Below are 22095 nucleotides of genomic sequence, written 5' to 3'. Positions count from 1 at the left end.
GAAGGTGCCGGACGGGCTCGCACGTGTCCCGGAAGGTGCCGGACGGGCTCGCACGTGTCCCGGAAGGTGCCGGACGGGCTCGCACGTGTCCCGGAAGGTGCCGGACGGGCTCGCACGTGTCCCGGAACGCGCCGGACGGACGTCGGAGCCGGCGTGATCCGAACGAAAGCCCCTACCCCCGGCCGATCTCCGCGAACACCGCGCCCGTCAGCGATGCCAGGTCCGCCGCGGAGAGTTCGACCTCCAGGCCGCGGCGGCCCGCCGAGACGCAGATCGTCTCGTGGGACCGTGCCGACGCGTCCAGCACCGTGCGCAGCCGCTTCCGCTGGCCCAGGGGGGAGATGCCGCCCCGTACATAGCCGGTGGTGCGTTCGGCGGCGGCCGGGTCGGCCATGGTGGCCCGCTTGCCGCCCACCGCGGAGGCCAGGGCTTTGAGGTCCAGGGTGCCGGCCACCGGGACGACCGCCACCGTCAGGGTGCCGTCGACGTCCGCCACCAGGGTCTTGAAGACCCGGTCGGGGGAGACGCCCAGCGCCTGGGCCGCCTCCTCGCCGTAGGAGGCGGACGCCGGGTCGTGGTCGTAGGAGTGGACGGTGAACGCCGTGCCGGACGCGGTCAGTGCGACCGTGGCCGGGGTGCCGCCGGACTGTTGCTGCTTCTTCGGCTTCTTCGCCACGGGGGGAACGGTCCTCGATCGGTCGGATCAGTTGGGGTGGGACGGGGCGCGGGTCAGCTCCACCGCGGGCAGCGACGGCAGATGGCGGATGACGGCGGTCTCGGAGCGCAGCAGCGTCAGTTCCTCGCGCAGCCGGGTCGCGGTGTCGGGCGCCTGGAGCAGCCGTTGCTTGGTCGGTACGTCGAGCACGGCCGCCGCCGCGACCAGGTAGGAGACGACGGCGGGGTCGTCCGGCAGGTCCGCTCCGGTCGTGAGGGACCGTTCGCTCGCCCCGGCCAGTCGCTTCTGGTAGCTGCGGAAGGCTCGCAGCACGCCCTCGGCGAGCGCCCCCGCCTCCTCGCCGGGCCCCTCGTCCAGTTCTTCGAGCTCGGCCGTCAGAAAGGGACCGCTCGCGTCGACGGAGAGCAGCCTGACCCGGGTGGTGCCGGTCGCCAGGACCTCGAAACTGCCGTCCGGCCGCTCCCGGATCTTCGCCGCGTCGGCGATGCAGCCGACCCGGTGGAAGGTCTGGACGGGGTCGGGGCCGAAGCCGTCGGCGGGGCCGCGCTCGGCGGGGACGTTCACCGCGTCCGGCATTCCGGCGCCCGTCGGGGCGGTCTCGCGGCCGTCGCGGATCGCGACCACGGCGAAGCGGCGGGGTTCGTCCTCGTCGGTCTTCAGGAGCTCGCGCATCATGGCGCGATAACGCTCCTCGAAGACGTTCAGCGGCAGCACGAGGCCGGGGAACAGCACCGCGTTCAGCGGGAACAGAGGCAGGCGAGCGGTGGTCACAACGGTCAAGCGTAATGGCCGCCGGGCCCGGGCCGGTCGGCCCGTCCCGGGATCGGTGCCGCACAGGCCGCCCGGAGCCGCGTGTCGTCCCGTGCCTCCAGGAACCGGTCGAGCGGATCCTCGGCGACCGAAGACCACGGGAACGACGTCGCGCGGGGTCCGATCCGCCGGAACTGTTCCAGCGCCTCGTCCCAGCGGCCCCGGGTGACCAGCACGAACGCCAGCAGGTTGCGGACCTCGGCGGGCCAGGGGTCGCCCGGCGCGAAGGTGGCGGACAGCGCGATGGCCAGATCCGCCGCCGCGTCGATCCGTTCCTCCTGCACCGAGGTGGTCCGGGCGCCGGGCCCCTCGATCAGCAGCGCGAAGGCGGCCCGCAGCGGCAGCGCCTGCACCAGCGAGCTGGGCAGCGAGTCCTCGGCGGCCCGCTCGGCGAAGTCGAAGCACTCGCGGTGCGAGCCGTACCAGGCCGCGGAGAGGTAGCGCAGCGCCGCGACATGACAGCCGTAGTGGTGCGGGGAACGCCGTATGGCCTGTTCCCACAGCGCCTCGAACTCGGTGTGTGTGGCGTGGGTGCCGCGCGCGTGGTCGAGCGCGAGGCGCCAGGGCACCGGGTCGCGCGGATCGCTCTCGGCCGCCGCGGTGATCAGCGGCCCCACCTCGCGCAGCTGCTCGGCCCGGGCGGGCGACTCCCAGGCCCGGGCGACCGCCAGCTGGGCCTTGACGAGCAGCGCGTCCGGGTCGTGCGGGGCGGCGGCGAGCCAGTCGGACAGCCAGCCGTCGCGGCTGCGGGCGAAGGCGACGAGCCGGCTGAGGTAGCGGTCACGGTTCTCCCACTCGGCGCCGTCCCGGGTGGTGGCGAGGAGTTTCGCGGCCGGTCCGTACTCCCCGAGGGCGGCGGCGACGAGGGCCGGGGAGAGCCGCTCGTCGGGGGCGTCGAGCAGCACCTCGTCGTCCGCGGGCAGTCCGGCGGAGCCCCGTGCGGGGCGCCGGAACGTGCACGCGGCACGGAACAGGGCACGAAGGTTCGGCATGGTGCAGACCATTGAAAAGCGCTGGTCGGGACGGCGCCAGAGGCTCGCTGTGAAGCTTTGGTGCCGAGTGAATGGGTTGTATCGGACTGAGTCAAGAAGAGGTAAAGGAAAGTGTGGAATCTGGCTTGTTCCTGTTGTTTCGGGCCGATGGCCTCCGGTGGTCCGGACGCGGCTCGGGCGATGGTTCGACCACGGCCCACGGGCGCCGCGCCAATCGTTCGGTGGCGGGGGCCACGGGCGGTCGGACGGTCCTCGTCGGGCCGCCCGTGGCCGGATTTCGCATCATCCTCGGCGGAGCAGCCGTGAGGCGCCCGCCGCGACGGTCGTCGCGAGTATCCAGCCCAGCAGGACGAGCATCGCCGCCGCCCACTGCCAGCCCCCCTCCATCCGCCAGTAGCCGTCCTGGCCCAGATTGATCACCGGGATCAGCAGATCCAGCGCGTACAGCGCCGGGTTCCACTGCGGATGCTCGTCCTGCTTGATCGCCGCCGGGACGTGCTGGGAGAAGGCCAGCGTCCCCGCCGCCCACAGCAGGGCCATCCACACCGCGGCCCGCCCCGGCCGGTAGCCGTACGCCACCGTCCAGTCCTGGAGGAAGCCCCAGAGCTTCGCGGCGAGCGGCAGCGTCTCGCGCCGCCGCCGCTGCTTGGCCAGCAGCACCTCCCGGGCGTCCGCGTCCTCCCCGCAGTTGCGCAGCACCGTCGCGAGCCGCTCGTACGGCTCGGGGACGTACTCCGGGGTCGCCGCCGCCACCCATTCCAGGCGCCGGGAGAGCGGGAAGTGCCCGTACGGGACGAGGTTCTCGTACACGAAACCGCCCATCGCCAGCCCGCCGGGCCCCGGCCAGCTGGTCGACACGTCGATCAGCGTGACGACCCTCGCGCCGTTCAGCACGACCCGGCCCTCCTCCGGCCGTTCCACGTTGAACCGCAGTTCCGGGGTGACGATCCGGCGCAGCGACAGCTCCTCGTGCCGGCCCAGCACGAACCGCGCCTTGTGCAGATCGACCGCGTCGCCGAACCGGCCGTCGTCCAGACGCACCCCGCCCCGGCACTCGAACCCCTGCGCACGGGTGCCGTTCGCCGGGGTCGACGCCATGACGATGCCGAACGGGGGAGTGGTGCCCTGGATCCCGGTGTCGACGCTCACCCAGGCCTCGCTCATGTACAGCGTCCGCTCCACGGTCAGCTGCGGGGCGTTCAGCGCGCGCCGCCCCTCCCTGCCCCGCAGCCGGCTGCCGCGCAGGCTCAGCGAGCCGCCGACCTTCGCCCCGCGCAGACTCAGCTCGCCCCGCGCCTCGATCAGCTCCGCCTGGAGGTCCTGGGCGACCGCCAGCCCGTCACCGGCCAGCGCCCGCCCGCCCCGGTCCGGGCCGATCTCGATCTGGTTGACCAGCAGATCGGTGCCGATCTGGGCGTCGGTGAGCCGGATCCCGCGCGGGATGCGACAGCGCGGCAGATGGAGATCGCCCTCGGTGCGCAGCCGGGCCGCCTCCAGCCGCGGCATCGCGCAGCCGACGATCCGCAGCGTCGTGAAGTGGCACTCCGGCAGCACCACCTCGTTCTCGAAGCGGCAGCCGGTCATCTCGACGTACGGTGCGACGCGCCCGCCCGCGAGATCGAGCGTTCCGCTGATCCGCACGCCCCGGAGCTTCAGCGCCGCGACCCGGCCGGGCCGCGGCGGCGGACCCGAGAGCAGCAGACGGGCGACGACTCGCCCGTCCACACTGCGCTCGGGACCCCAGACGCGCGGCGCGAACGGATCGTCCTGCGCCGGGTCGCGGGCGCGCAGATCGTAGGTACTGCCGTTCCGGAAGGCCTGCCACATACCCAGCTCGGCTGCGCTCAGACCGTCCGGGAAATCGCCGTCGTGCGGTTCGGTCACGGGTGCCCCTTCCGCTCGGAGCTGTTCTTCCCCCTGAGTGACGACGTGAACGCTATTGGTCAGCAGTGGTGTCCGGGACATGTATCAGCCAGTGATACGGGCGACCGGACGCCGCAGGCGGTCTGCGAGAATTGCGGTGTGATCTCTCGAATCGATCTGCGCGGCAACGCCCTCCCCGAGGGTGGAGCCCTGCGCGACCTGCTGCCCCGTGCCGAGTTCGACGTGGAAGCCGCCCTGGAGACGGTGCGGCCCATCTGCGAGGACGTACGCCATCGTGGCTCCGCGGCAGTGATCGAGTGGGGGGAGAAATTCGACGGCGTACGGCTCGACTCGATCCGGGTCCCGGCCGAGGCGATCGCCGAGGCCCTCGAACGGCTCGACCCGGCCGTGCGCGCCGCCCTGGAGGAGTCGGTCCGCCGGGCCCGCCTGGTCCACCGCGAGCAGCGCCGCACCACGCACACCACCCAGGTCGTCCCCGGCGGCACCGTCACCGAGAAGTGGGTGCCGGTCGAGCGCGTCGGTCTGTACGTCCCGGGCGGGCGCTCCGTCTACCCGTCGTCCGTGGTCATGAACGTCGTACCGGCCCAGGAGGCGGGCGTCGAGGGCATCGCCGTCGCCTCCCCGCCGCAGAAGGACTTCGGCGGCCTGCCGCACCCCACCATCCTCGCCGCCTGCGCCCTGCTGGGCGTCGACGAGGTGTACGCGGCGGGCGGCGCCCAGGCCGTCGCGATGTTCGCGTACGGAACGGCCGAATGTCCTCCGGTGAACCTCGTCACCGGCCCCGGCAACATCTACGTCGCCGCCGCCAAGCGCCTCCTCAAGGGCCGCGTCGGCATCGACGCGGAGGCCGGCCCCACCGAGATCGCGATCCTCGCGGACTCCACCGCCGACCCGGTGCACGTCGCCGCCGACCTGATCAGCCAGGCCGAGCACGACCCGATGGCCGCCGCCGTCCTCGTCACCGACTCCGCGGAACTGGCCGACGCCACCGAGGCCGAGCTCACGCCGCAGATCGCCGCGACCAAGCACGTCACCGACCGGATCGAGCCCGCGCTGGCCGGCCGCCAGTCCGCGATCGTCCTGGTCGACGACCTGGAGGACGGCCTCAAGGTCGTCGACGCGTACGCCGCCGAGCACCTGGAGATCCAGACCGCCGACGCAGCCGCCGTCGCCGACCGGGTCCGCAACGCCGGTGCGGTCTTCGTCGGCCCCTGGTCCCCGGTCTCGCTCGGCGACTACTGCGCCGGCTCCAACCACGTCCTGCCCACCGGCGGCTGCGCCTGCCACTCCTCGGGCCTCTCCGTGCAGTCCTTCCTGCGCGGCATCCACATCGTCGACTACACGCGCGACGCGCTCGCCGAGGTCACGCACCACGTCGTGACCCTCGCCGAGGCGGAGGACCTCCCCGCCCACGGCGCCGCGCTCAAGGCCAGGTTCGGCTGGAAGGTCCCGCAGCAGTGAGAGACGGCAACACACCCCGCACCCGCATCGACGATCTCCCGATCCGCGACGAGCTGCGCGGCAAGTCCCCCTACGGGGCGCCGCAGCTCGACGTACCCGTGCGGCTGAACACCAACGAGAACCCCTACCCGCTGCCCGAGGCGCTCGTCGACCGGATCGCCGAGCGGGTCCGCGAGGCCGCCCGCGACCTCAACCGCTACCCCGACCGGGACGCCGTCGAGCTCCGTACCGAACTGGCCCGTTACCTCACCCGCACCGCCGGGCACGAGGTCGCCCTCGCCAACGTCTGGGCGGCCAACGGCTCCAACGAGGTGCTCCAGCAGCTCCTCCAGACCTTCGGCGGCCCCGGCCGCACCGCGATCGGCTTCGAGCCCTCGTACTCCATGCACGCCCTCATCGCCCGGGGCACCGGCACCGGCTGGATCTCCGGACCGCGCAACGAGGACTTCACCATCGACGTCGAGGCCGCCCGCGAGGCCATCGCCGAGCACCGCCCCGACGTCGTCTTCATCACCTCTCCCAACAACCCCACCGGCACCGCCGTCGACGCGGAGACCGTGCTCGCGCTCTACGAGGCCGCCCAGGCGGCCGGGCCGTCGATGGTCGTGGTCGACGAGGCGTACGGAGAGTTCAGCCACCACGCCTCGCTGCTCCCGCTGATCGAGGGCCGGCCGAACATGGTGCTCTCGCGCACCATGTCGAAGGCGTTCGGCGCCGCCGGACTGCGCCTGGGCTACCTCGCGGCCGACCCGGCCGTGGTCGACGCGGTCCAGCTGGTGCGGCTGCCGTACCACCTGTCCTCCGTCACCCAGGCCACCGCGCTCGCCGCCCTGGAGCACACCGATACGCTGCTCGGATACGTCGCGCAGCTCAAGAACGAGCGCGACCGGATCGTCACCGAGCTGCGCGCTCTCGGCTACGACGTCACCGACTCGGACGCCAACTTCGTCCAGTTCGGCCGCTTCGCCGACAGCCACACCGCCTGGCAGCGGATCCTCGACCGGGGCGTCCTGGTCCGGGACAACGGCGTACCGGGATGGCTGCGGGTCTCCGCGGGCACCCCGGCGGAGAACGACGCGTTCCTCGATGCGGTACGCGGACTGAAGAAGGAGCACGACGCATGAGCCCCCGCGCGGGCCGCGTACCGCATCTCCCGGGGAACGACCCCCGGACCCCCAGCCGGCGCGGGGCCGACCGCGATCCGGCCCGGCGAGGCGAGCACAACCAAGGAGCAAGCGCATGAGCCCCCGCGTAGGCCGCGTGGAACGCACCACCAAGGAAACCTCGGTACTGGTCGAGATAAACCTCGACGGCACCGGCAAGGTCGATGTCTCGACCGGGGTCGGCTTCTACGACCACATGCTCGACCAGCTCGGCCGGCACGGCCTCTTCGACCTCACGGTCAAGACCGACGGCGATCTGCACATCGACTCGCACCACACCATCGAGGACACCGCCCTCGCCCTCGGCGCCGCGTTCAAGCAGGCCCTCGGCGACAAGGTCGGGATCTACCGCTTCGGCAACTGCACCGTCCCGCTGGACGAGTCGCTCGCCCAGGTCACCGTCGACCTGTCCGGCCGGCCCTACCTGGTGCACACCGAGCCGGAGAACATGGCGCCGATGATCGGCGCGTACGACACGACGATGACCCGGCACATCCTGGAGTCCTTCGTCGCACAGGCGCAGATCGCGCTGCACGTCCACGTGCCGTACGGGCGCAACGCCCACCACATCGTGGAGTGCCAGTTCAAGGCGCTCGCCCGCGCCCTGCGCTACGCCAGTGAGCACGACACGCGCGCCGCAGGCATCCTTCCCTCCACGAAGGGCGCGCTGTGACCGGCCTCAACACCATCCTGATCGTCGTCGGCCTCTTCCTGGCCGGGGGCGTCTACTCCTTCGCGAAGCAGGGCATGCCCAAGGGCGTCGTCGTCCTGCTCTCGATCGCCTCCGTGATGTGCCTGGTGGCAGGCATCCTGCGGATCCAGGGACTCTGGGACTGAGGGAACGAGCTGTGAGCGACAACAAGAAGGTCGTCGTCTTCGACTACGGCTTCGGCAACGTCCGCTCCGCCGAGCGGGCCCTGGCCCACGTCGGCGCGGACGTCGAGATCACCCGCGACTACGAGAAGGCGATGAACGCCGACGGGCTGCTGGTGCCCGGCGTCGGCGCGTTCTCCGCCTGCATGGACGGGCTGAAGAAGGCCCGCGGCGAATGGATCATCGGCCGCAGGCTCTCCGGCGGCCGCCCCGTCATGGGCATCTGTGTCGGGATGCAGATCCTCTTCGAGCGCGGCATCGAGCACGGCGTGGAGACGGAGGGCCTGGACGAGTGGCCCGGCACCGTCGCCCCGCTGAAGGCCCCGGTCGTCCCGCACATGGGCTGGAACACCGTACGGGCCCCCGAGGACTCCCAGCTCTTCGCCGGTCTCGACCCCGAGGCCCGGTTCTACTTCGTGCACTCCTACGCGGTGCACGACTGGAGCCTGGAAGTCACCAACGCCAAGATCCGTGCCCCCCGGGTCACCTGGGCCACCCACGGCGAGCCGTTCGTCGCCGCCGTGGAGAACGGCGCCCTGTGGGCCACCCAGTTCCACCCCGAGAAGTCCGGCGATGCCGGCGCCCAGCTGCTGACCAACTGGATCGAGACACTCTGATGCCGAAGCTTGAACTGCTCCCCGCCGTCGACGTCCGCGACGGCCAGGCCGTCCGCCTCGTCCATGGCGAGTCCGGCTCCGAGACCTCCTACGGTTCCCCGCTGGAGGCCGCCCTCGCCTGGCAGCGCGCCGGGGCCGAGTGGCTGCACCTCGTCGACCTGGACGCCGCCTTCGGCACCGGGGACAACCGGGCGCTGATCGCCGAGGTGGCAGGCGCCATGGACATCAAGGTCGAGCTCTCCGGCGGCATCCGCGACGACGCCTCGCTGGCCGCCGCCCTCGCCACCGGCTGCCGCCGGGTCAACCTCGGCACCGCCGCCCTGGAGACCCCGGAATGGGTCGCCAAGGTCATCGCCGAGCACGGCGACCAGATCGCCGTCGGCCTCGATGTCCGCGGCACGACGCTGCGCGGCCGCGGCTGGACGCGCGACGGCGGCGACCTCTACGAGACGCTCGCCCGCCTCGACTCCGAGGGCTGCGCCCGCTACGTCGTCACCGACATCGCCAAGGACGGCACGCTCCAGGGCCCCAACCTGGAACTCCTGAAGAACGTCTGCGCCGCCACCGACAGGCCCGTCGTCGCCTCCGGCGGCGTCTCCTCGCTGGACGACCTGCGGGCCATCGCCTCGCTCGTCCCGGACGGCGTCGAGGGCGCGATCGTCGGCAAGGCGCTCTACGCGAAGGCGTTCACCCTCGAAGAAGCGCTGCAGGTGGTCTCCGGATGAGCGACTCCGTCAACCGCGTCTCCTCCGGCGCCCCGTGGGAGGAGAAGTTCGGCTACTCCCGCGCGGTGGAGCTGCCCAACGGCCTCGTCCTGGTCGCCGGCTGCACCTCGGTGGAGAACGGCCAGATCTCCGCGGGCGGCCCGTACGAGCAGACCGTCACCTCCTTCAAGGTCGCCTTCGACGCGCTGAAGCAGTTCGGCCTGGGCCGCCAGGACGTCGTCCGTACCCGGATGTACCTCACGCACGCCCGGGACGTGGACGAGGTCGGCCGCGCCCACAAGGAGCTCTTCGACGACGTGCGCCCCGCCGCCTCGATGATCATCGTGTCCGGTTTCGTGGACCCGAGCCTGGTCGTCGAGGTCGAGGTCGAGGCCTACCGGGCAGGTGCGCGATGAGCCTCGCGGTACGCGTCATCCCCTGCCTGGACGTCGACAACGGCCGGGTCGTCAAGGGCGTCAACTTCCAGAACCTGCGCGATGCGGGCGACCCCGTCGAGATGGCGAAGCTGTACGACGCAGAAGGCGCCGACGAACTGACCTTCCTGGACATCACCGCCTCCAGTGGCGACCGGGAGACCACCTACGACGTGGTGCGCCGCACCGCCGAGCAGGTCTTCATCCCGCTCACGGTCGGCGGCGGCGTCCGCACCGCCGACGACGTCGACAAGCTGCTGCGGGCCGGCGCGGACAAGGTCGGCGTCAACACCGCCGCCATCGCCCGCCCCGACCTCATCCGGGAGATCGCCGAGCGCTTCGGCCGCCAGGTCCTGGTGCTCTCCGTGGACGCCCGGCGCACCCCCGAGGGCACCTTCGAGGTCACCACGCACGGCGGCCGCAAGGGCACCGGCATCGACGCCGTCGAATGGGCGCACCGCGCCGCCGAGCTGGGCGCGGGCGAGATCCTGCTCAACTCGATGGACGCGGACGGCACCAAGGACGGCTACGACACCGAGATGATCACGGCGGTACGGAAGCACGTGACCGTCCCCGTCATCGCCTCCGGCGGCGCCGGCCGGCTCGCACACTTCGCACCCGCCATCGAGGCGGGCGCCGACGCGGTGCTCGCCGCCTCCGTCTTCCACTTCGGCGATCTGCGGATCTCCGAGGTCAAGGACGCGCTCAGGGAGGCCGGGCACCCGGTCCGCTGAGCAGCCGTACGCAGCATCTGCCGGACAGGCATTTGTTCGGACACCTCCTGGCCCGACGCCGGGCGGAACCGGGGAACCGGTTCCGCCCGGCGTCGGGCTTTCCGCCGTCCAGGATTCCGCAGCTTTTATTGCGCAAGAAAGATTGCGCAAGATTCCCTTTCCATCTACGGTCGGGGCATGGCAAGCAAGGAATCACGCCGGGTCTCGGACCTGGAGACCCTGAAGGCGTTCGGGCACCCCCTGCGGATGCGGCTCTACCGCGCGCTCTACATCGCCCGCAAGGCCACCGCGTCCCAGCTGGCCGAGCAGGTCGACGAGGCGGTGTCGCTGGTCAGCTACCACCTGCGCAGGCTCGCCGACCACGGCCTGATCGAGGAGGCCGAGCAGCAGGGCACGGACGGCCGCGAACGCTGGTGGCAGCCCGCCTCGAAGGGGCTGAACTTCCACGAGGAGGACTTCGACGACGCCCCGGAGAAGGCCGCCACGCACGCCGCCGTCGGCCGGCTCTCCTTCGACCAGCACATCGAGCTGTACCGCCGCTACCTCGACTCGGCCCCGAGCTGGCCGCTCCAGTGGCGCCGTGCCGCCTCCAGCTCCGAGTACCTGGCCCGGCTCACCGCCGAGGAGCTCGCCGCGCTCACCCGCGAGATGCACGAGGTCGTCGACCGGTACGAGGAGCTCGGCCGCGCCCGCGAGGAGGCCGGAGACACGGACGGCCGCGAGAACGTCGCCGTGCACCTGTACACCTTCCCGTTCCGCTCCTGACCCGCCGTCCCGGGAGGCCGACCCCATGACCGTCACCGACACCGGAACGACCACCCCGGCCGCCCCGGCCGCCGGACGTCCCGCCCACCGCGACGGCAACGTCCTGCGCTGGCTCGGCGCCTACACCGCCTCGATGATCGGCGACAGCGTCTACTACATGGCGCTCGCCTGGGCCGCCGCCCGCACCGGCGGCGGCACCCAGACCGGAGTCGTCCTCGCCGTCGGCTCCATACCCCGGGCCGTGCTGATGCTCGGCGGGGGAGTGCTCGCCGACCGGATCGGACCGCGCCGCGTCGTCATCGGCAGCGACGCCGTCCGCTGCCTGGTCGTCCTCGCCCTGGCCGGCGCGCTGCTGCTCACCTCGCCCGCCCTGTGGATGCTGATCGCCGTCGCCCTCGTCTTCGGCGTGGTCGACGCCCTCTTCCTGCCCGCCGTCGGCGCCCTGCCGCCCCGGGTCACCGCCACCGGACAGCTGGCCCGCGTCCAGGGGATGCGCGGCCTGGCCACCCGGCTCGCCAACGTCGTCGGAGCCCCGCTGGGCGGCGTCGCGGTGGCCCTCGGCGGACCCGCGGCCGCCTTCGCCGCGGCCGGAGTGCTCTTCGCGGTGTCGCTGCCGCTGCTGCTGTCCCTGCGGATCCGCCCGCTGCCCGAGCAGGACGGCGCCGAACCGGCCGGCACCGCCTGGCACGACCTGGCCGACGGGCTGCGCCACATCCGCCGCCACCCGCTGCTCGGGCCCCTGATGCTCGTCGTCGCCGTCAGCGAACTCGGCTTCGTCGGGCCGCTCAACCTCGGCCTGATCCTGCTCGCCCAGGAGCGCCACTGGGGCGCGTCCGGCATGGGCTGGATCATCGCCGCCTTCGGGGCCGGCGCCGGTGCGACGGCACTGCTGCTCGCCGTGCGCGGCCGGGTGCCGCGCGCCGGGCTGGTGATGTGTCTGGCCGTGCTGGCCGGCGCGGTCGCCATCGGCGCCCTGGCCCAGCTGCCCTCGGTGGCCCTCGCCGCCGCCGCGGCGGTCTGCGTCGGGCTCTTCGCGGGCCTCGGCGGCTCGCTGTGCGGGGCCCTGATCCAGACCGTCACCGAACCCGCCTACCTCGGCCGGGTCACCTCGGTCTCGACGCTCTTCACCCACGCGATCGCCCCGCTCAGCTACCCGGTCACGGGAGCCGCCGTCGCGATCTGGGGGACCGGCCCGGTCTTCGCCACCAGCGCCGCGCTGTGCGCCGCCGGAGCGCTGACGGGCCTGGCCTTCACCCGGCTGCGCCGCGCGGAACTCCCGGGCTGAGCCCGTCCCCGTACGCCCTACATCCCCAGCTCCGCCGTGTGCAGCCGGTCCACCGCCTCCTTGTCGCCCTCCAGGCCCACCACGGCCGCGTCCTGCCGCCCGAACGCGAAGAGCAGCAGCTCGCCCGGCTCGCCGGTCACCGTCACCACCGGGGTGCCCTTGTGCGCCACCGCCGTCTGGCCGTCCGGGCGGCGCAGCACCAGCCCCACCGGGGACCTGCGGCCCAGCAGCCGGGCCGTCTTCTCGGCGCGCGACCACAGCAGATCGGCGAAGACCGGGTCCAGCTCGCGCCGTGACCAGTCCGGCTGGGCCCGGCGGACGTCCTCCGTGTGGACGTAGAACTCGACGGTGTTGGCGGCCTCGTCGACCTGCTTCACGGCGTACGGGGAGAACCTCGGCGGTCCCGTGCGGATCAGCTGGATCAGCTCCTCGTACGGTTTCGCGGCGAATTCGGCCTGCACCCGTTCGAGCCGGTTCCTCAGCACGCCCAGCAGGATTCCGCCCGCCGCGTCCGGCCGGCGCTCCCGGACCACCACATGGGCGGCCAGGTCCCGGGTCGTCCAGCCGTGGCACAGGGTCGGTGCCTCCGGCCCCGCCGCCTCCAACAGGTCGGCGAGCAGAAGTCGTTCGCGCTTCGCATGGGTCGACATGGTCGCCAGCGTACGACCGCCGCGCGCGGTCCGCCCAGTGGACGCCGCACGGAGACGACCCCGCGGCCACGGCACAATGGGCGCATGACCAGTGCGCCCACGCCCAGCACTCCGCCGCCGTCCGGCAACCTCGACCCGGCCATCGCGGCCCGCCTCAAGCGCGGTGCCGACGGACTCGTCCCGGCCATCGCCCAGCAGTACGACACCGGCGAGGTACTGATGCTCGGCTGGATGGACGACGAAGCCCTGCACCGCACCCTCACCACCGGCCGTTGCACCTACTGGTCCCGCAGCCGCCAGGAGTACTGGGTCAAGGGCGACACCTCGGGCCACATCCAGCGGGTCAGGTCCGTCGCCCTCGACTGCGACGCCGACACCGTCCTCGTCCGGGTCGACCAGACGGGTGCCGCCTGCCACACCGGCGACCGCACCTGCTTCGACGCCGACGTCCTCCCGCTCACGCAGTAAGGGCCGCCCGCCATGGATCTCGACACCTTCCGCAAACTTGCCGTCGACCGGCGCGTCATCCCCGTCAGCCGCAGGCTCCTCGCGGACGGCGACACCCCCGTCGGGCTCTACCGCAAACTCGCGGCCGAGCGCAGCGGCACCTTCCTCCTGGAGTCCGCGGAGAACGGCCGCACCTGGTCGCGCTACTCCTTCATCGGGGTACGCAGCGCCGCCACCCTCACCGCGCGCGACGGACAGGCCCACTGGCTGGGCGTCCCGCCCGTCGGGGTCCCCGTCGACGGGGACCCGCTGGAGGCCCTGCGCGCCACCATCGAGACCCTGCACACCCCGCACGACCTGGTCGTCGACGACGGACTGCCCCCGTTCACCGGCGGCATGGTCGGCTACCTCGGCTACGACATCGTGCGCCGCCTGGAGAAGATCGGCGACAGCTGCCAGGACGACCTGCACCTTCCCGAGCTGACCATGCTGCTCACCTCGGACCTGGCCGTGCTGGACCACTGGGACGGCAGCGTCCTGCTGATCGCCAACGCGATCAACCACAACGACCTCTCGACCGGTGTCGACGAGGCGTACGCGGACGCCGTCGCCCGCCTCGACGCCATGGAACGCGACCTCTCGCGCCCCGTCGAGAACGCACCCGCCACCCTCCCGCCGTCCGAGCTGCCCCCGTACACCGCGCTGTGGGGCGGCAAGGCGTACCAGGACGCGGTCGAGGACGTGAAGGAGCGCATCAGGGCCGGCGAGGCCTTCCAGGTCGTCCCCTCCCAGCGCTTCGAAACCCCGTGCACGGCAAGCGCGTTGGACGTCTACCGGGTGCTGCGCGCCACCAACCCCTCGCCGTACATGTACCTCTTCCGGTTCGACGGCTTCGACGTCGTCGGCTCCAGCCCGGAGGCCCTCGTCAAGGTCGAGGACGGCCGCGCCATGGTCCACCCGATCGCCGGGACCAGGCACCGCGGCGCCACCCCGCAGGAGGACCAGGCGCTCGCCGACGAACTCCTCGCCGACCCGAAGGAACGCGCCGAGCACCTGATGCTGGTCGACCTCGGCCGCAACGACCTCGGGCGGGTCTGCGCACCCGGCTCCGTCGAGGTCGTCGACTTCATGTCGGTCGAGCGGTACTCGCACGTGATGCACATCGTCTCCACCGTCACCGGCCGCGTCGCCGAGGGCCGCACCGCCTTCGACGTCCTCACCGCCTGCTTCCCCGCGGGCACCCTCTCCGGCGCCCCCAAGCCCCGCGCGATGCAGATCATCGAGGAGCTCGAACCGGCCCGCCGCGGACTGTACGGAGGCTGCGTCGGCTATCTCGACTTCGCCGGGGACTCCGACACCGCCATCGCCATCCGCACCGCCCTGCTCCGCGACGGCACGGCGTACGTCCAGGCCGGAGCGGGTGTCGTCGCCGACTCCGACCCGGTCGCCGAGGACACCGAATGCCGCAACAAGGCCGCGGCGGTGCTCCGCGCGGTGCATACGGCCAACCGGCTCCACCTCGCCTGAGACGGTAGGGGATAGTGGAGTACGTGAGTGCTGTCCCCGTACCCCAGCCCCGTACCCGAGCCGTCACCGCGCCCGACGCGGCGCCCGACGCCTCGGGAAGCCGTCGCAGTCTGGCCGCCGGTCTGCTCCTCGGGGCGGCCGGCGCCACCGTCGTGCTCCTCGCCTCCGGCCAGACCTGGGCCGAGGGCGAGGCGTCCGTCGGCGGCGGCACGCTGCCCCTGACCGCCGACGGACAGGACGTCACCGGCCTCCCCGCGGCCCTCGCCATAGTCGGCCTGGCCGCCCTCGTCGCCGTCTTCGCGGTCCGCGGCACCGGCCGGCTGGTCGTCGCCGGGCTCCTCGCCCTCAGCGGCCTCGGCGCCGGACTGAGCGCCTGCCTCGGCGCCTCCGACAGCGCGGCGCTCGACGAGAAGGCTGCCCGGTCCACCGGCGACGCCTCGGCGACCATCGGCGCGCTCGCCCACACCGCGTGGCCCTACGTCACCGCGGCCGGCGGCCTGCTGATCCTGCTCGCCGGGCTCCTCGCCCTGCGCTACGGGAAGCTCTGGCCCACCATGTCGGGACGGTACGAGAGGGACGGCACCCCCCGCCCCCGCAAGGCCGCCCGAACGGCCCCGGACCCGGACCGGCCGGAGGACCTCTGGAAGGCTCTGGACCGCGGCGAGGACCCGACGCGCTAGGAGACACCCCCAGCTGACGTCCTACCCGCACGTACGGGACAATGAAGCCGAGCTTTCAGCACAGCGGCACCAACAGCGCCACCAGCTTTGCGTACAGCGATACCAACAGCGCAACACCAACAAGGAGCAACTCATGGCGGGCAGCAGCCACGGACACACCCCGGCCGCCTGGACCGGTGTCATCATCTCCTTCATCGGCTTCTGCGTCGCAGGCGTCTTCATGGTCGCGGCCAACCCCGTCGGCTTCTGGGCCGGAATCGCCGTCGTCCTCCTCGGCGGGGTCGTCGGCCTCGCGATGAAGGCCGCGGGCCTCGGCATGCCGAAGGAGTCCGCCGAGATGGCCCAGGCACGGGCCCGCGCCGCACAGGCCCAGGTCTCCTGACGCCGCGCGGCACCCGTACGCATGCGAGGCGCAGCCCGGCCCGGGCTGCGCCTTTCCGCGTCAGCGGGGACAATCACGGGGTGGACGCATCACCTACCCCCGCCGCCGCTCCGGTCTTCCCCCCGGCCCCCGTTCCGGCCTCGCGCATCCGGCGGCTGGCCACGCCGGTCGGCGTCATGGCCGTCGTCGTCGGCGCGTTCGGCTACGTCGGTGCCGTCGACCCCAACGAGCCCGGCCACTACCCGCTCTGCCCGCTGCTGAGGTTCACCGGGCTCTACTGTCCGGGCTGCGGCGGACTGCGCAGCGCCCACGCCGTCGCGCACGGCGACATCGCCGCCGCCCTCGGCTCCAACGCGCTCGCCGTCGCCGGCTACGCGGCCTTCGCCGTCCTGTGGGCCGTCTGGATGGTCCGCGCCGCCAGGGGCAGGCCCATGAGCCTCGCCGCGAAACCCGTCGTCTGGTGGGGGATCGGGGCCGTGCTGCTGGCCTTCTCGGTCGTCCGGAATCTACCGATCGGTTCGTTTCTGGCACCTTGAATGCCCAGGTAGTGGGACATTCGCCCACCGGATTCGGGCCCTTCGCCCTCCTGCGGATAGCATTGACATGGCTGATCCTGTTCCCTCATCACCGTCCCGGAAGGGGGCCGCTCGCGTGAGTGTGCTCGACGAGATCATCGACGGCGTACGCGCCGACCTCGCAGAGCGGCAGGCGCGTGTCAGCCTCGACGAGCTGAAGGAGCGCGCGGCGCGCGCTCCCGGGGCCAAGGACGGAGTCGCCGCCCTGCGCGGCGAGGGCGTCACCGTCATCTGCGAGGTCAAGCGTTCCAGCCCCTCCAAGGGGGCCCTGGCCGCGATCGCCGACCCGGCCGCGCTCGCCGCGGACTACGAGGCGGGCGGCGCGTCCGTCATCTCGGTCCTCACCGAGGAGCGCCGCTTCGGCGGCTCGCTCGCCGACCTGGAGGCCGTCCGCGCCAAGGTCGACATCCCGGTCCTGCGCAAGGACTTCATCGTCACCTCCTACCAGCTCTGGGAGGCCCGCGCCTACGGTGCCGACCTCGCCCTGCTGATCGTCGCCGCCCTCGACCAGGAGGCCCTGGTCTCCCTGATCGAGCGCGCCGAGTCCATCGGCCTGACGCCGCTGGTCGAGGTGCACGACGAGGAGGAGGCCGAGCGCGCCGTGGACGCCGGGGCGAAGGTCATCGGTGTCAACGCGCGCAACCTGAAGGACCTCAAGGTCGACCGCTCCGTCTTCGAGCGCGTCGCCCCCGAGATCCCGGACCGCATCGTCAAGGTCGCCGAGTCCGGTGTCCGGGGCCCGCACGACCTGATCGCGTACGCCAACGCGGGCGCCGACGCGGTGCTCGTGGGCGAGTCCCTGGTCACCGGCCGCGACCCGCGGGCCGCCGTCGCCGACCTGGTCGCCGCCGGCGCCCACCCGGCGCTCCGGCACGGACGGAGCTGACCCGACCCGTGTCCGCCGAACGTCCCGCGTCCCGTCGCCGGCGGGGCCTGCGCCCCACCGGGACCACGGTCCGGGTCCCGCACGCCCCGCTGGCGCGCGGCTGCCGCCCCCGCGGCTGCCGCGCCCCCGCGCGCCGCGTGCACGGCCGGCGGGTGCGGTACGTGATCGGCGACGAGCCCGGCCAGGTCAACGGCATGCGATGGCGCACGGGGACCGCGCTGTAGCGAGCCCCGGCCGACGTACCCGCACCACTCCAGTCGTACGTACGACCGCACCGCCCGACCGATCGCCGGTCGCGGTGGCGCCCCGCTCACGGCGCACACGGTGAATCCACCCATTGCGATGTCGAGGAGCACGTCGGATGTCATCTGACTTCTTCATTCCGGACCCGGAGGGTCTGATCCCCAGCGCCGAGGGGTACTTCGGTGCGTTCGGCGGCAAGTTCATCCCGGAGGCGCTCGTCGCAGCCGTGGACGAGGTCGCCGTCGAGTACGACAAGGCCAAGGCCGACCCGGCCTTCGCCGCCGAGCTCAACGAGCTCATGGTCAACTACACCGGCCGCCCCAGCGCGCTGACCGAGGTCCCGCGCTTCGCGGAGCACGCGGGCGGCGCCCGGATCTTCCTCAAGCGCGAGGACCTCAACCACACCGGCTCGCACAAGATCAACAACGTGCTGGGCCAGGCGCTGCTCACCAAGCGCATGGGCAAGACCCGGGTCATCGCCGAGACCGGCGCCGGCCAGCACGGTGTCGCCACCGCGACCGCCTGCGCGCTCTTCGGCCTCGAATGCACCATCTACATGGGCGAGATCGACACCGAGCGGCAGGCGCTGAACGTGGCGCGGATGCGGATGCTCGGCGCCGAGGTCATCGCCGTGAAGTCCGGCTCCAGGACCCTGAAGGACGCCATCAACGAGGCGTTCCGCGACTGGGTCGCCAATGTGGACCGCACGCACTACCTCTTCGGCACCGTCGCGGGACCGCACCCCTTCCCGGCCATGGTCCGCGACTTCCACCGGGTCATCGGTGTCGAGGCCCGCCGCCAGATCCTGGAGCGGACCGGCCGGCTGCCGGACGCCGCCGTCGCCTGCGTCGGCGGAGGCTCCAACGCCATCGGGCTCTTCCACGCCTTCATCCCGGACGCGCGCGTCCGGCTGATCGGCTGCGAGCCCGCCGGACACGGCGTGGAGACCGGCGAGCACGCGGCGACCCTGACCGCGGGCGAGCCCGGCATCCTGCACGGCTCGCGCAGCTACGTCCTCCAGGACGACGAGGGCCAGATCACCGAGCCGTACTCCATCTCGGCCGGTCTCGACTACCCGGGCATCGGCCCGGAGCACTCGTACCTCAAGGACATCGGCCGCGGCGAGTACCGCGCGGTCACCGACGACGCGGCCATGCAGTCGCTGCGTCTGCTCTCCCGCACCGAAGGGATCATTCCGGCCATCGAGAGCGCCCACGCCCTGGCCGGCGCCCTGGAGGTCGGCAGGGAGCTCGGCAAGGACGGTCTGATCGTGGTCAACCTGTCCGGCCGCGGCGACAAGGACATGGACACCGCAGCCCGCTACTTCGGGCTGTACGACGGGACCGACGGGGTCGTCGAGGCCGATGTGGCCGACGGGGAAGAGGAGGTCACCAAGTGAGCGGGAACGTGGAGCTGTTGAACACCTCCCTCGCGCAGGCGAAGGCGGAGGACCGGGCCGCGCTCATCGCGTACCTCCCGGCCGGGTTCCCGACCGTCGACGGCGCGATCGAGGCCGTGAAGGCGGTCGTGGCGGGCGGCGCGGACATCGTCGAGGTGGGGCTGCCGCACAGCGACCCGGTGCTCGACGGGCCGGTCATCCAGACCGCCGACGACATCGCCCTGCGCGGTGGCGTGAAGATCGCCGACGTGATGCGCACGGTCCGTGAGGCGTACGGGGCGACCGGTGTCCCGATCCTCGTCATGACGTACTGGAACCCGATCGACCGGTACGGCGTCGAGCGCTTCACCGCCGAGCTCGCCGAGGCGGGCGGCGCCGGGTGCATCCTGCCCGACCTGCCGGTCCAGGAGTCCGCGCTGTGGCGCGAGCACGCCGACAAGCACGGTCTCGCGACCGTCTTCGTCGTCGCGCCCAGCAGCAAGGACGAGCGCCTCGCCACCATCACCGCGGCCGGCTCCGGCTTCGTCTACGCGGCCTCGCTGATGGGTGTCACCGGCACCCGCGAGTCGGTCGGCGACCAGGCCCAGGACCTGGTCCGGCGCACCCGCGCCACGACGGACCTGCCGGTCTGCGTCGGCCTGGGCGTCTCCAACGCCCGGCAGGCCGCAGAGGTCGCGGGCTTCGCCGACGGGGTGATCGTCGGCTCCGCGTTCGTCAAGGCGATGCTGGACGCCCCCGACGAGACGGCCGGCCTGGCCGCCGTCCGCTCCCTGGCGGGCGAACTCGCCGAAGGTGTTCGAAAGCGCTGAATCGGGTGTAACCCAAACGGGTGGACCTGGACCGGGGAGGCACGCACGTGCCTCCCCGGTTCGTTGCTGCGGGTGTGAGCGAGAAGAACGAACAGGGAAAAAGGGCCGCGCGAGACCGGCTCGTACAGCAGCGTGAGCGCCAGAAGGCCGGTGAGCGCCGCAGGCGCACGCTGATCGTCGCCAGCGCGGTGGTGGGTGTGCTGGCGCTGGCCGCCGTCGTCGGTGTGATCGCCGCGAATTCGGGCGGCAAGAGCGGCAAGGCCGAGGCGGGTCCCCTCGTCGCACCGTCCGGCGCGACCGGGAAGGACAGCCTGGCCATCCAGGTGGGCGCGGACGGTGCCCCGTCCACGCTCACCATCTGGGAGGACTTCCGCTGCCCGGTCTGCGCCCAGTTCGAGAACGCGTTCCGCGACACGATCCACCAGCTGGAGAACACCGGACAGATCAAGGTCGAGTACCACCTCGCCACGCTCATCGACGGCAATCTCGGCGGCAGCGGCTCGCTGCGCGCGGCCAACGCCGCGGCCTGTGCCCAGGACGCCGGCAAGTTCTCCGCGTACCACGACGTGCTCTACCGCAACCAGCCGCAGGAGACCGACGACGCCTTCGGTGACAACGCCAAGCTGATCGAGCTCTCGGGGAAGGTCCCGGGGCTCGACACCACCGGTTTCCGCAGCTGTGTGGAGGACGGCAAGCACGACAGCTGGGTCAAGAAGTCCAACACGGCGTTCCAGAACGGCGGATTCCAGGGCACGCCGACCGCGCTGCTCAACGGGGAACCGATCTTCCCGAAGAAGGGGAACGAGCCGATCACCGTGGCCAACCTGAAGAAGTGGGTGGCCGAGGCCAACAAGGGCAAGAAACCGGGCACGGTCAGCCCGGCCCCGTCGGGATCCTGACCGGTCCACGAGCGGGGCCGGACAGGGGAATCGATGACCTGCCCGTTACCCATACGTTGTCGGGTGGGTTGCCGTAGGCCCCACCCGGCAAGGTAGCGTCGACCTTGCCATGGACCTTGCCTACATTCCCAGCCCGTCGACCGGCGTGATCGATCTCGGCCCGATCCCGCTCCGCGGCTACGCGTTCTGCATCATCATCGGTGTCTTCGTCGCCGTCTGGTTCGGCAACAAGCGCTGGGTCGCCCGGGGCGGCAGATCCGGCACCGTTGCCGACATCGCCGTCTGGGCCGTGCCCTTCGGCCTCGTCGGCGGCCGGCTCTACCACGTCATCACCGACTACCAGCTGTACTTCAGCGACGGTGAGAACTGGGTCGACGCCTTCAAGATCTGGCAGGGCGGCCTCGGCATCTGGGGCGCGATCGCGCTCGGTGCCGTCGGCGCCTGGATCGGCTGCCGCCGCCGCGGGATCCCGCTGCCCGCCTGGGCCGACGCGCTCGCTCCCGGCATCGCCCTGGCCCAGGCCTGCGGCCGCTGGGGCAACTGGTTCAACCAGGAGCTGTACGGCAAGCAGACCGATCTGCCGTGGGCGCTGAAGATCAGCGAGGGCCCCAACCGGGTCGCCGGCACCTATCACCCGACGTTCCTCTACGAGTCGCTGTGGTGCATCGGTGTCGCCCTGCTGGTGATCTGGGCCGACCGCCGCTTCAAGCTCGGACACGGCCGGGCGTTCGCCCTGTACGTGGCCGCGTACTGCGCGGGGCGGGGCTGGATCGAGTACATGCGGGTCGACGAGGCCCACCACATCCTGGGCCTGCGCCTGAACGTGTGGACCGCGCTGATCGTGTTCGTGCTGGCCGTGGTGTACATGGTGATCTCGGCGAAGGTGCGGCCGGGGCGCGAAGAGGTCGTGGAGCCGGGCGCCGCGGAGGAAGCGGCGGCGGAGGCGGCAAAGTCCTCGAAGGCCGGTGACGCGGAGGGCGTCGAGAGTGACGCGGCCTCCAGGAGTGACGCGGATTCCGAGAGCGACGCGGACACCAGGAAGGCCGAGGGCGGCGCGGGCTCCGAGGGCGACGCGGATTCCGAGAAGGCCGAGGGCGACGCGGTCAAGGCCGCCGTCACGACACTGGAGAAGAACGACACCGCGGAGAAGGCCAAGAACGGCTGAGCCGTGCGAACCCGTGGGACGGGGCCCCGGACCGA

26 protein-coding genes are annotated in these 22095 nt (G+C 72.2%); 21 read left to right on the top strand and 5 right to left on the bottom strand.

The window, feature by feature from the left end; genetic code table 11:
- Positions 1-172: 172 nt before the first annotated feature.
- From ybaK to AB0D53_RS11750, 4 genes are all read right to left on the bottom strand, one after another.
- Positions 173-676 carry a Cys-tRNA(Pro) deacylase gene (ybaK, locus tag AB0D53_RS11765; protein WP_329817115.1) on the bottom strand — a complete coding sequence of 168 codons (504 nt, stop codon included), beginning with the start codon at positions 674-676 and terminating at the stop codon, positions 173-175.
- A gap of 27 nt (positions 677-703) precedes the next feature.
- Positions 704-1447, bottom strand: a complete 744-nt coding sequence (locus AB0D53_RS11760) for an LON peptidase substrate-binding domain-containing protein (RefSeq protein ID WP_362443679.1) — start codon at positions 1445-1447, stop codon at positions 704-706.
- A gap of 5 nt (positions 1448-1452) precedes the next feature.
- Positions 1453-2478 carry a hypothetical protein gene (locus AB0D53_RS11755; protein WP_362443676.1) on the bottom strand — a complete coding sequence of 342 codons (1026 nt, stop codon included), beginning with the start codon at positions 2476-2478 and terminating at the stop codon, positions 1453-1455.
- A gap of 282 nt (positions 2479-2760) precedes the next feature.
- Complete coding sequence (locus AB0D53_RS11750) at positions 2761-4362, bottom strand: oxidoreductase (protein ID WP_362443673.1); 1602 nt, start codon at positions 4360-4362, stop codon at positions 2761-2763.
- A 138-nt stretch (positions 4363-4500) separates the two neighbouring features.
- On the opposite strand from AB0D53_RS11750, the gene hisD reads away from it, so the two are divergent.
- The 10 genes from hisD to AB0D53_RS11700 all read left to right on the top strand — a co-directional run bounded on the left by hisD (position 4501) and on the right by AB0D53_RS11700 (position 12398).
- Positions 4501-5823: a histidinol dehydrogenase gene (gene hisD / locus AB0D53_RS11745; RefSeq protein WP_362443670.1), complete on the top strand. Its 1323-nt coding sequence runs from the start codon at positions 4501-4503 to the stop codon at positions 5821-5823.
- Positions 5820-6947, top strand: a complete 1128-nt coding sequence (locus AB0D53_RS11740; protein WP_362443667.1) for a histidinol-phosphate transaminase — start codon at positions 5820-5822, stop codon at positions 6945-6947. Before hisD ends, AB0D53_RS11740 begins: the two co-directional genes overlap by 4 nt.
- A gap of 115 nt (positions 6948-7062) precedes the next feature.
- Entirely contained in the window at positions 7063-7659 is a 597-nt protein-coding gene (hisB, locus tag AB0D53_RS11735) for an imidazoleglycerol-phosphate dehydratase HisB (RefSeq protein ID WP_329817106.1), read from the top strand.
- Positions 7656-7823 (top strand): hypothetical protein, encoded by a 168-nt coding sequence (locus tag AB0D53_RS11730; RefSeq protein ID WP_351086613.1) that lies wholly within the window; start codon positions 7656-7658, stop codon positions 7821-7823. Before hisB ends, AB0D53_RS11730 begins: the two co-directional genes overlap by 4 nt.
- Before the next feature lie 11 nt (positions 7824-7834).
- Entirely contained in the window at positions 7835-8476 is a 642-nt protein-coding gene (gene hisH, locus AB0D53_RS11725) for an imidazole glycerol phosphate synthase subunit HisH (RefSeq protein WP_329817104.1), read from the top strand.
- A complete protein-coding gene (gene priA / locus AB0D53_RS11720; protein ID WP_326765058.1) occupies positions 8476-9201 on the top strand; it encodes a bifunctional 1-(5-phosphoribosyl)-5-((5-phosphoribosylamino)methylideneamino)imidazole-4-carboxamide isomerase/phosphoribosylanthranilate isomerase PriA in 726 nt (241 codons plus the stop codon). Before hisH ends, priA begins: the two co-directional genes overlap by 1 nt.
- Positions 9198-9596: a RidA family protein gene (locus tag AB0D53_RS11715; RefSeq protein ID WP_362443661.1), complete on the top strand. Its 399-nt coding sequence runs from the start codon at positions 9198-9200 to the stop codon at positions 9594-9596. The genes priA and AB0D53_RS11715 overlap by 4 nt, the downstream gene beginning before the upstream one ends.
- The gene (gene hisF / locus AB0D53_RS11710; protein WP_362443658.1) at positions 9593-10348 is read left to right on the top strand and encodes an imidazole glycerol phosphate synthase subunit HisF; all 756 of its coding nucleotides are present in this window, start codon (positions 9593-9595) and stop codon (positions 10346-10348) included. Before AB0D53_RS11715 ends, hisF begins: the two co-directional genes overlap by 4 nt.
- 177 nt (positions 10349-10525) lie before the next feature.
- Positions 10526-11113: a helix-turn-helix domain-containing protein gene (locus AB0D53_RS11705; protein ID WP_362443655.1), complete on the top strand. Its 588-nt coding sequence runs from the start codon at positions 10526-10528 to the stop codon at positions 11111-11113.
- A 25-nt stretch (positions 11114-11138) separates the two neighbouring features.
- A complete protein-coding gene (locus AB0D53_RS11700) occupies positions 11139-12398 on the top strand; it encodes an MFS transporter (protein ID WP_362443652.1) in 1260 nt (419 codons plus the stop codon).
- A 17-nt stretch (positions 12399-12415) separates the two neighbouring features.
- On the opposite strand, the gene AB0D53_RS11695 is transcribed toward AB0D53_RS11700, so the two are convergent.
- Positions 12416-13048 carry a TIGR03085 family metal-binding protein gene (locus AB0D53_RS11695; protein WP_329817094.1) on the bottom strand — a complete coding sequence of 211 codons (633 nt, stop codon included), beginning with the start codon at positions 13046-13048 and terminating at the stop codon, positions 12416-12418.
- 84 nt (positions 13049-13132) lie between these two features.
- On the opposite strand from AB0D53_RS11695, the gene hisI reads away from it, so the two are divergent.
- The 11 genes from hisI (at position 13133) to lgt (ending at position 22060) form a co-directional block, all read left to right on the top strand.
- A complete protein-coding gene (gene hisI, locus AB0D53_RS11690; RefSeq protein ID WP_329817093.1) occupies positions 13133-13516 on the top strand; it encodes a phosphoribosyl-AMP cyclohydrolase in 384 nt (127 codons plus the stop codon).
- 12 nt (positions 13517-13528) lie between these two features.
- A complete protein-coding gene (locus tag AB0D53_RS11685; protein ID WP_362443647.1) occupies positions 13529-15022 on the top strand; it encodes an anthranilate synthase component I in 1494 nt (497 codons plus the stop codon).
- 14 nt (positions 15023-15036) lie between these two features.
- Entirely contained in the window at positions 15037-15702 is a 666-nt protein-coding gene (locus AB0D53_RS11680; protein WP_362443644.1) for a TIGR02234 family membrane protein, read from the top strand.
- Positions 15703-15835: 133 nt separating this feature from the next.
- Positions 15836-16084, top strand: a complete 249-nt coding sequence (locus AB0D53_RS11675; protein ID WP_266420573.1) for an HGxxPAAW family protein — start codon at positions 15836-15838, stop codon at positions 16082-16084.
- An 80-nt stretch (positions 16085-16164) separates the two neighbouring features.
- Complete coding sequence (locus AB0D53_RS11670; protein ID WP_362443640.1) at positions 16165-16620, top strand: DUF2752 domain-containing protein; 456 nt, start codon at positions 16165-16167, stop codon at positions 16618-16620.
- A gap of 115 nt (positions 16621-16735) precedes the next feature.
- Positions 16736-17545, top strand: coding sequence for an indole-3-glycerol phosphate synthase TrpC (trpC, locus tag AB0D53_RS11665; RefSeq protein WP_329817088.1), 810 nt, complete (start codon positions 16736-16738; stop codon positions 17543-17545).
- A gap of 8 nt (positions 17546-17553) precedes the next feature.
- Positions 17554-17769 (top strand): tryptophan synthase subunit(beta), encoded by a 216-nt coding sequence (locus AB0D53_RS11660; protein WP_362443636.1) that lies wholly within the window; start codon positions 17554-17556, stop codon positions 17767-17769.
- Positions 17770-17906: 137 nt separating this feature from the next.
- A complete protein-coding gene (trpB, locus tag AB0D53_RS11655; RefSeq protein WP_362443633.1) occupies positions 17907-19187 on the top strand; it encodes a tryptophan synthase subunit beta in 1281 nt (426 codons plus the stop codon).
- Positions 19184-19996 (top strand): tryptophan synthase subunit alpha, encoded by an 813-nt coding sequence (gene trpA / locus AB0D53_RS11650; RefSeq protein ID WP_362443630.1) that lies wholly within the window; start codon positions 19184-19186, stop codon positions 19994-19996. The genes trpB and trpA overlap by 4 nt, the downstream gene beginning before the upstream one ends.
- A 74-nt stretch (positions 19997-20070) precedes the next feature.
- Entirely contained in the window at positions 20071-20895 is an 825-nt protein-coding gene (locus AB0D53_RS11645) for a thioredoxin domain-containing protein (RefSeq protein ID WP_362443627.1), read from the top strand.
- Positions 20896-21004: 109 nt separating this feature from the next.
- Positions 21005-22060 (top strand): prolipoprotein diacylglyceryl transferase, encoded by a 1056-nt coding sequence (gene lgt, locus AB0D53_RS11640; protein WP_362443624.1) that lies wholly within the window; start codon positions 21005-21007, stop codon positions 22058-22060.
- The last annotated feature ends 35 nt before the right edge of the window (positions 22061-22095 follow it).

The sequence above is a fragment of the Streptomyces sp. NPDC048295 genome, assembly GCF_040652135.1.
In the GTDB taxonomy this organism is placed as follows: Bacteria; Actinomycetota; Actinomycetes; order Streptomycetales; family Streptomycetaceae; genus Streptomyces.
The sequence above is the reverse complement of the archived record's forward strand: the minus strand, read 5'-3'. Positions and strand labels throughout refer to the sequence as shown.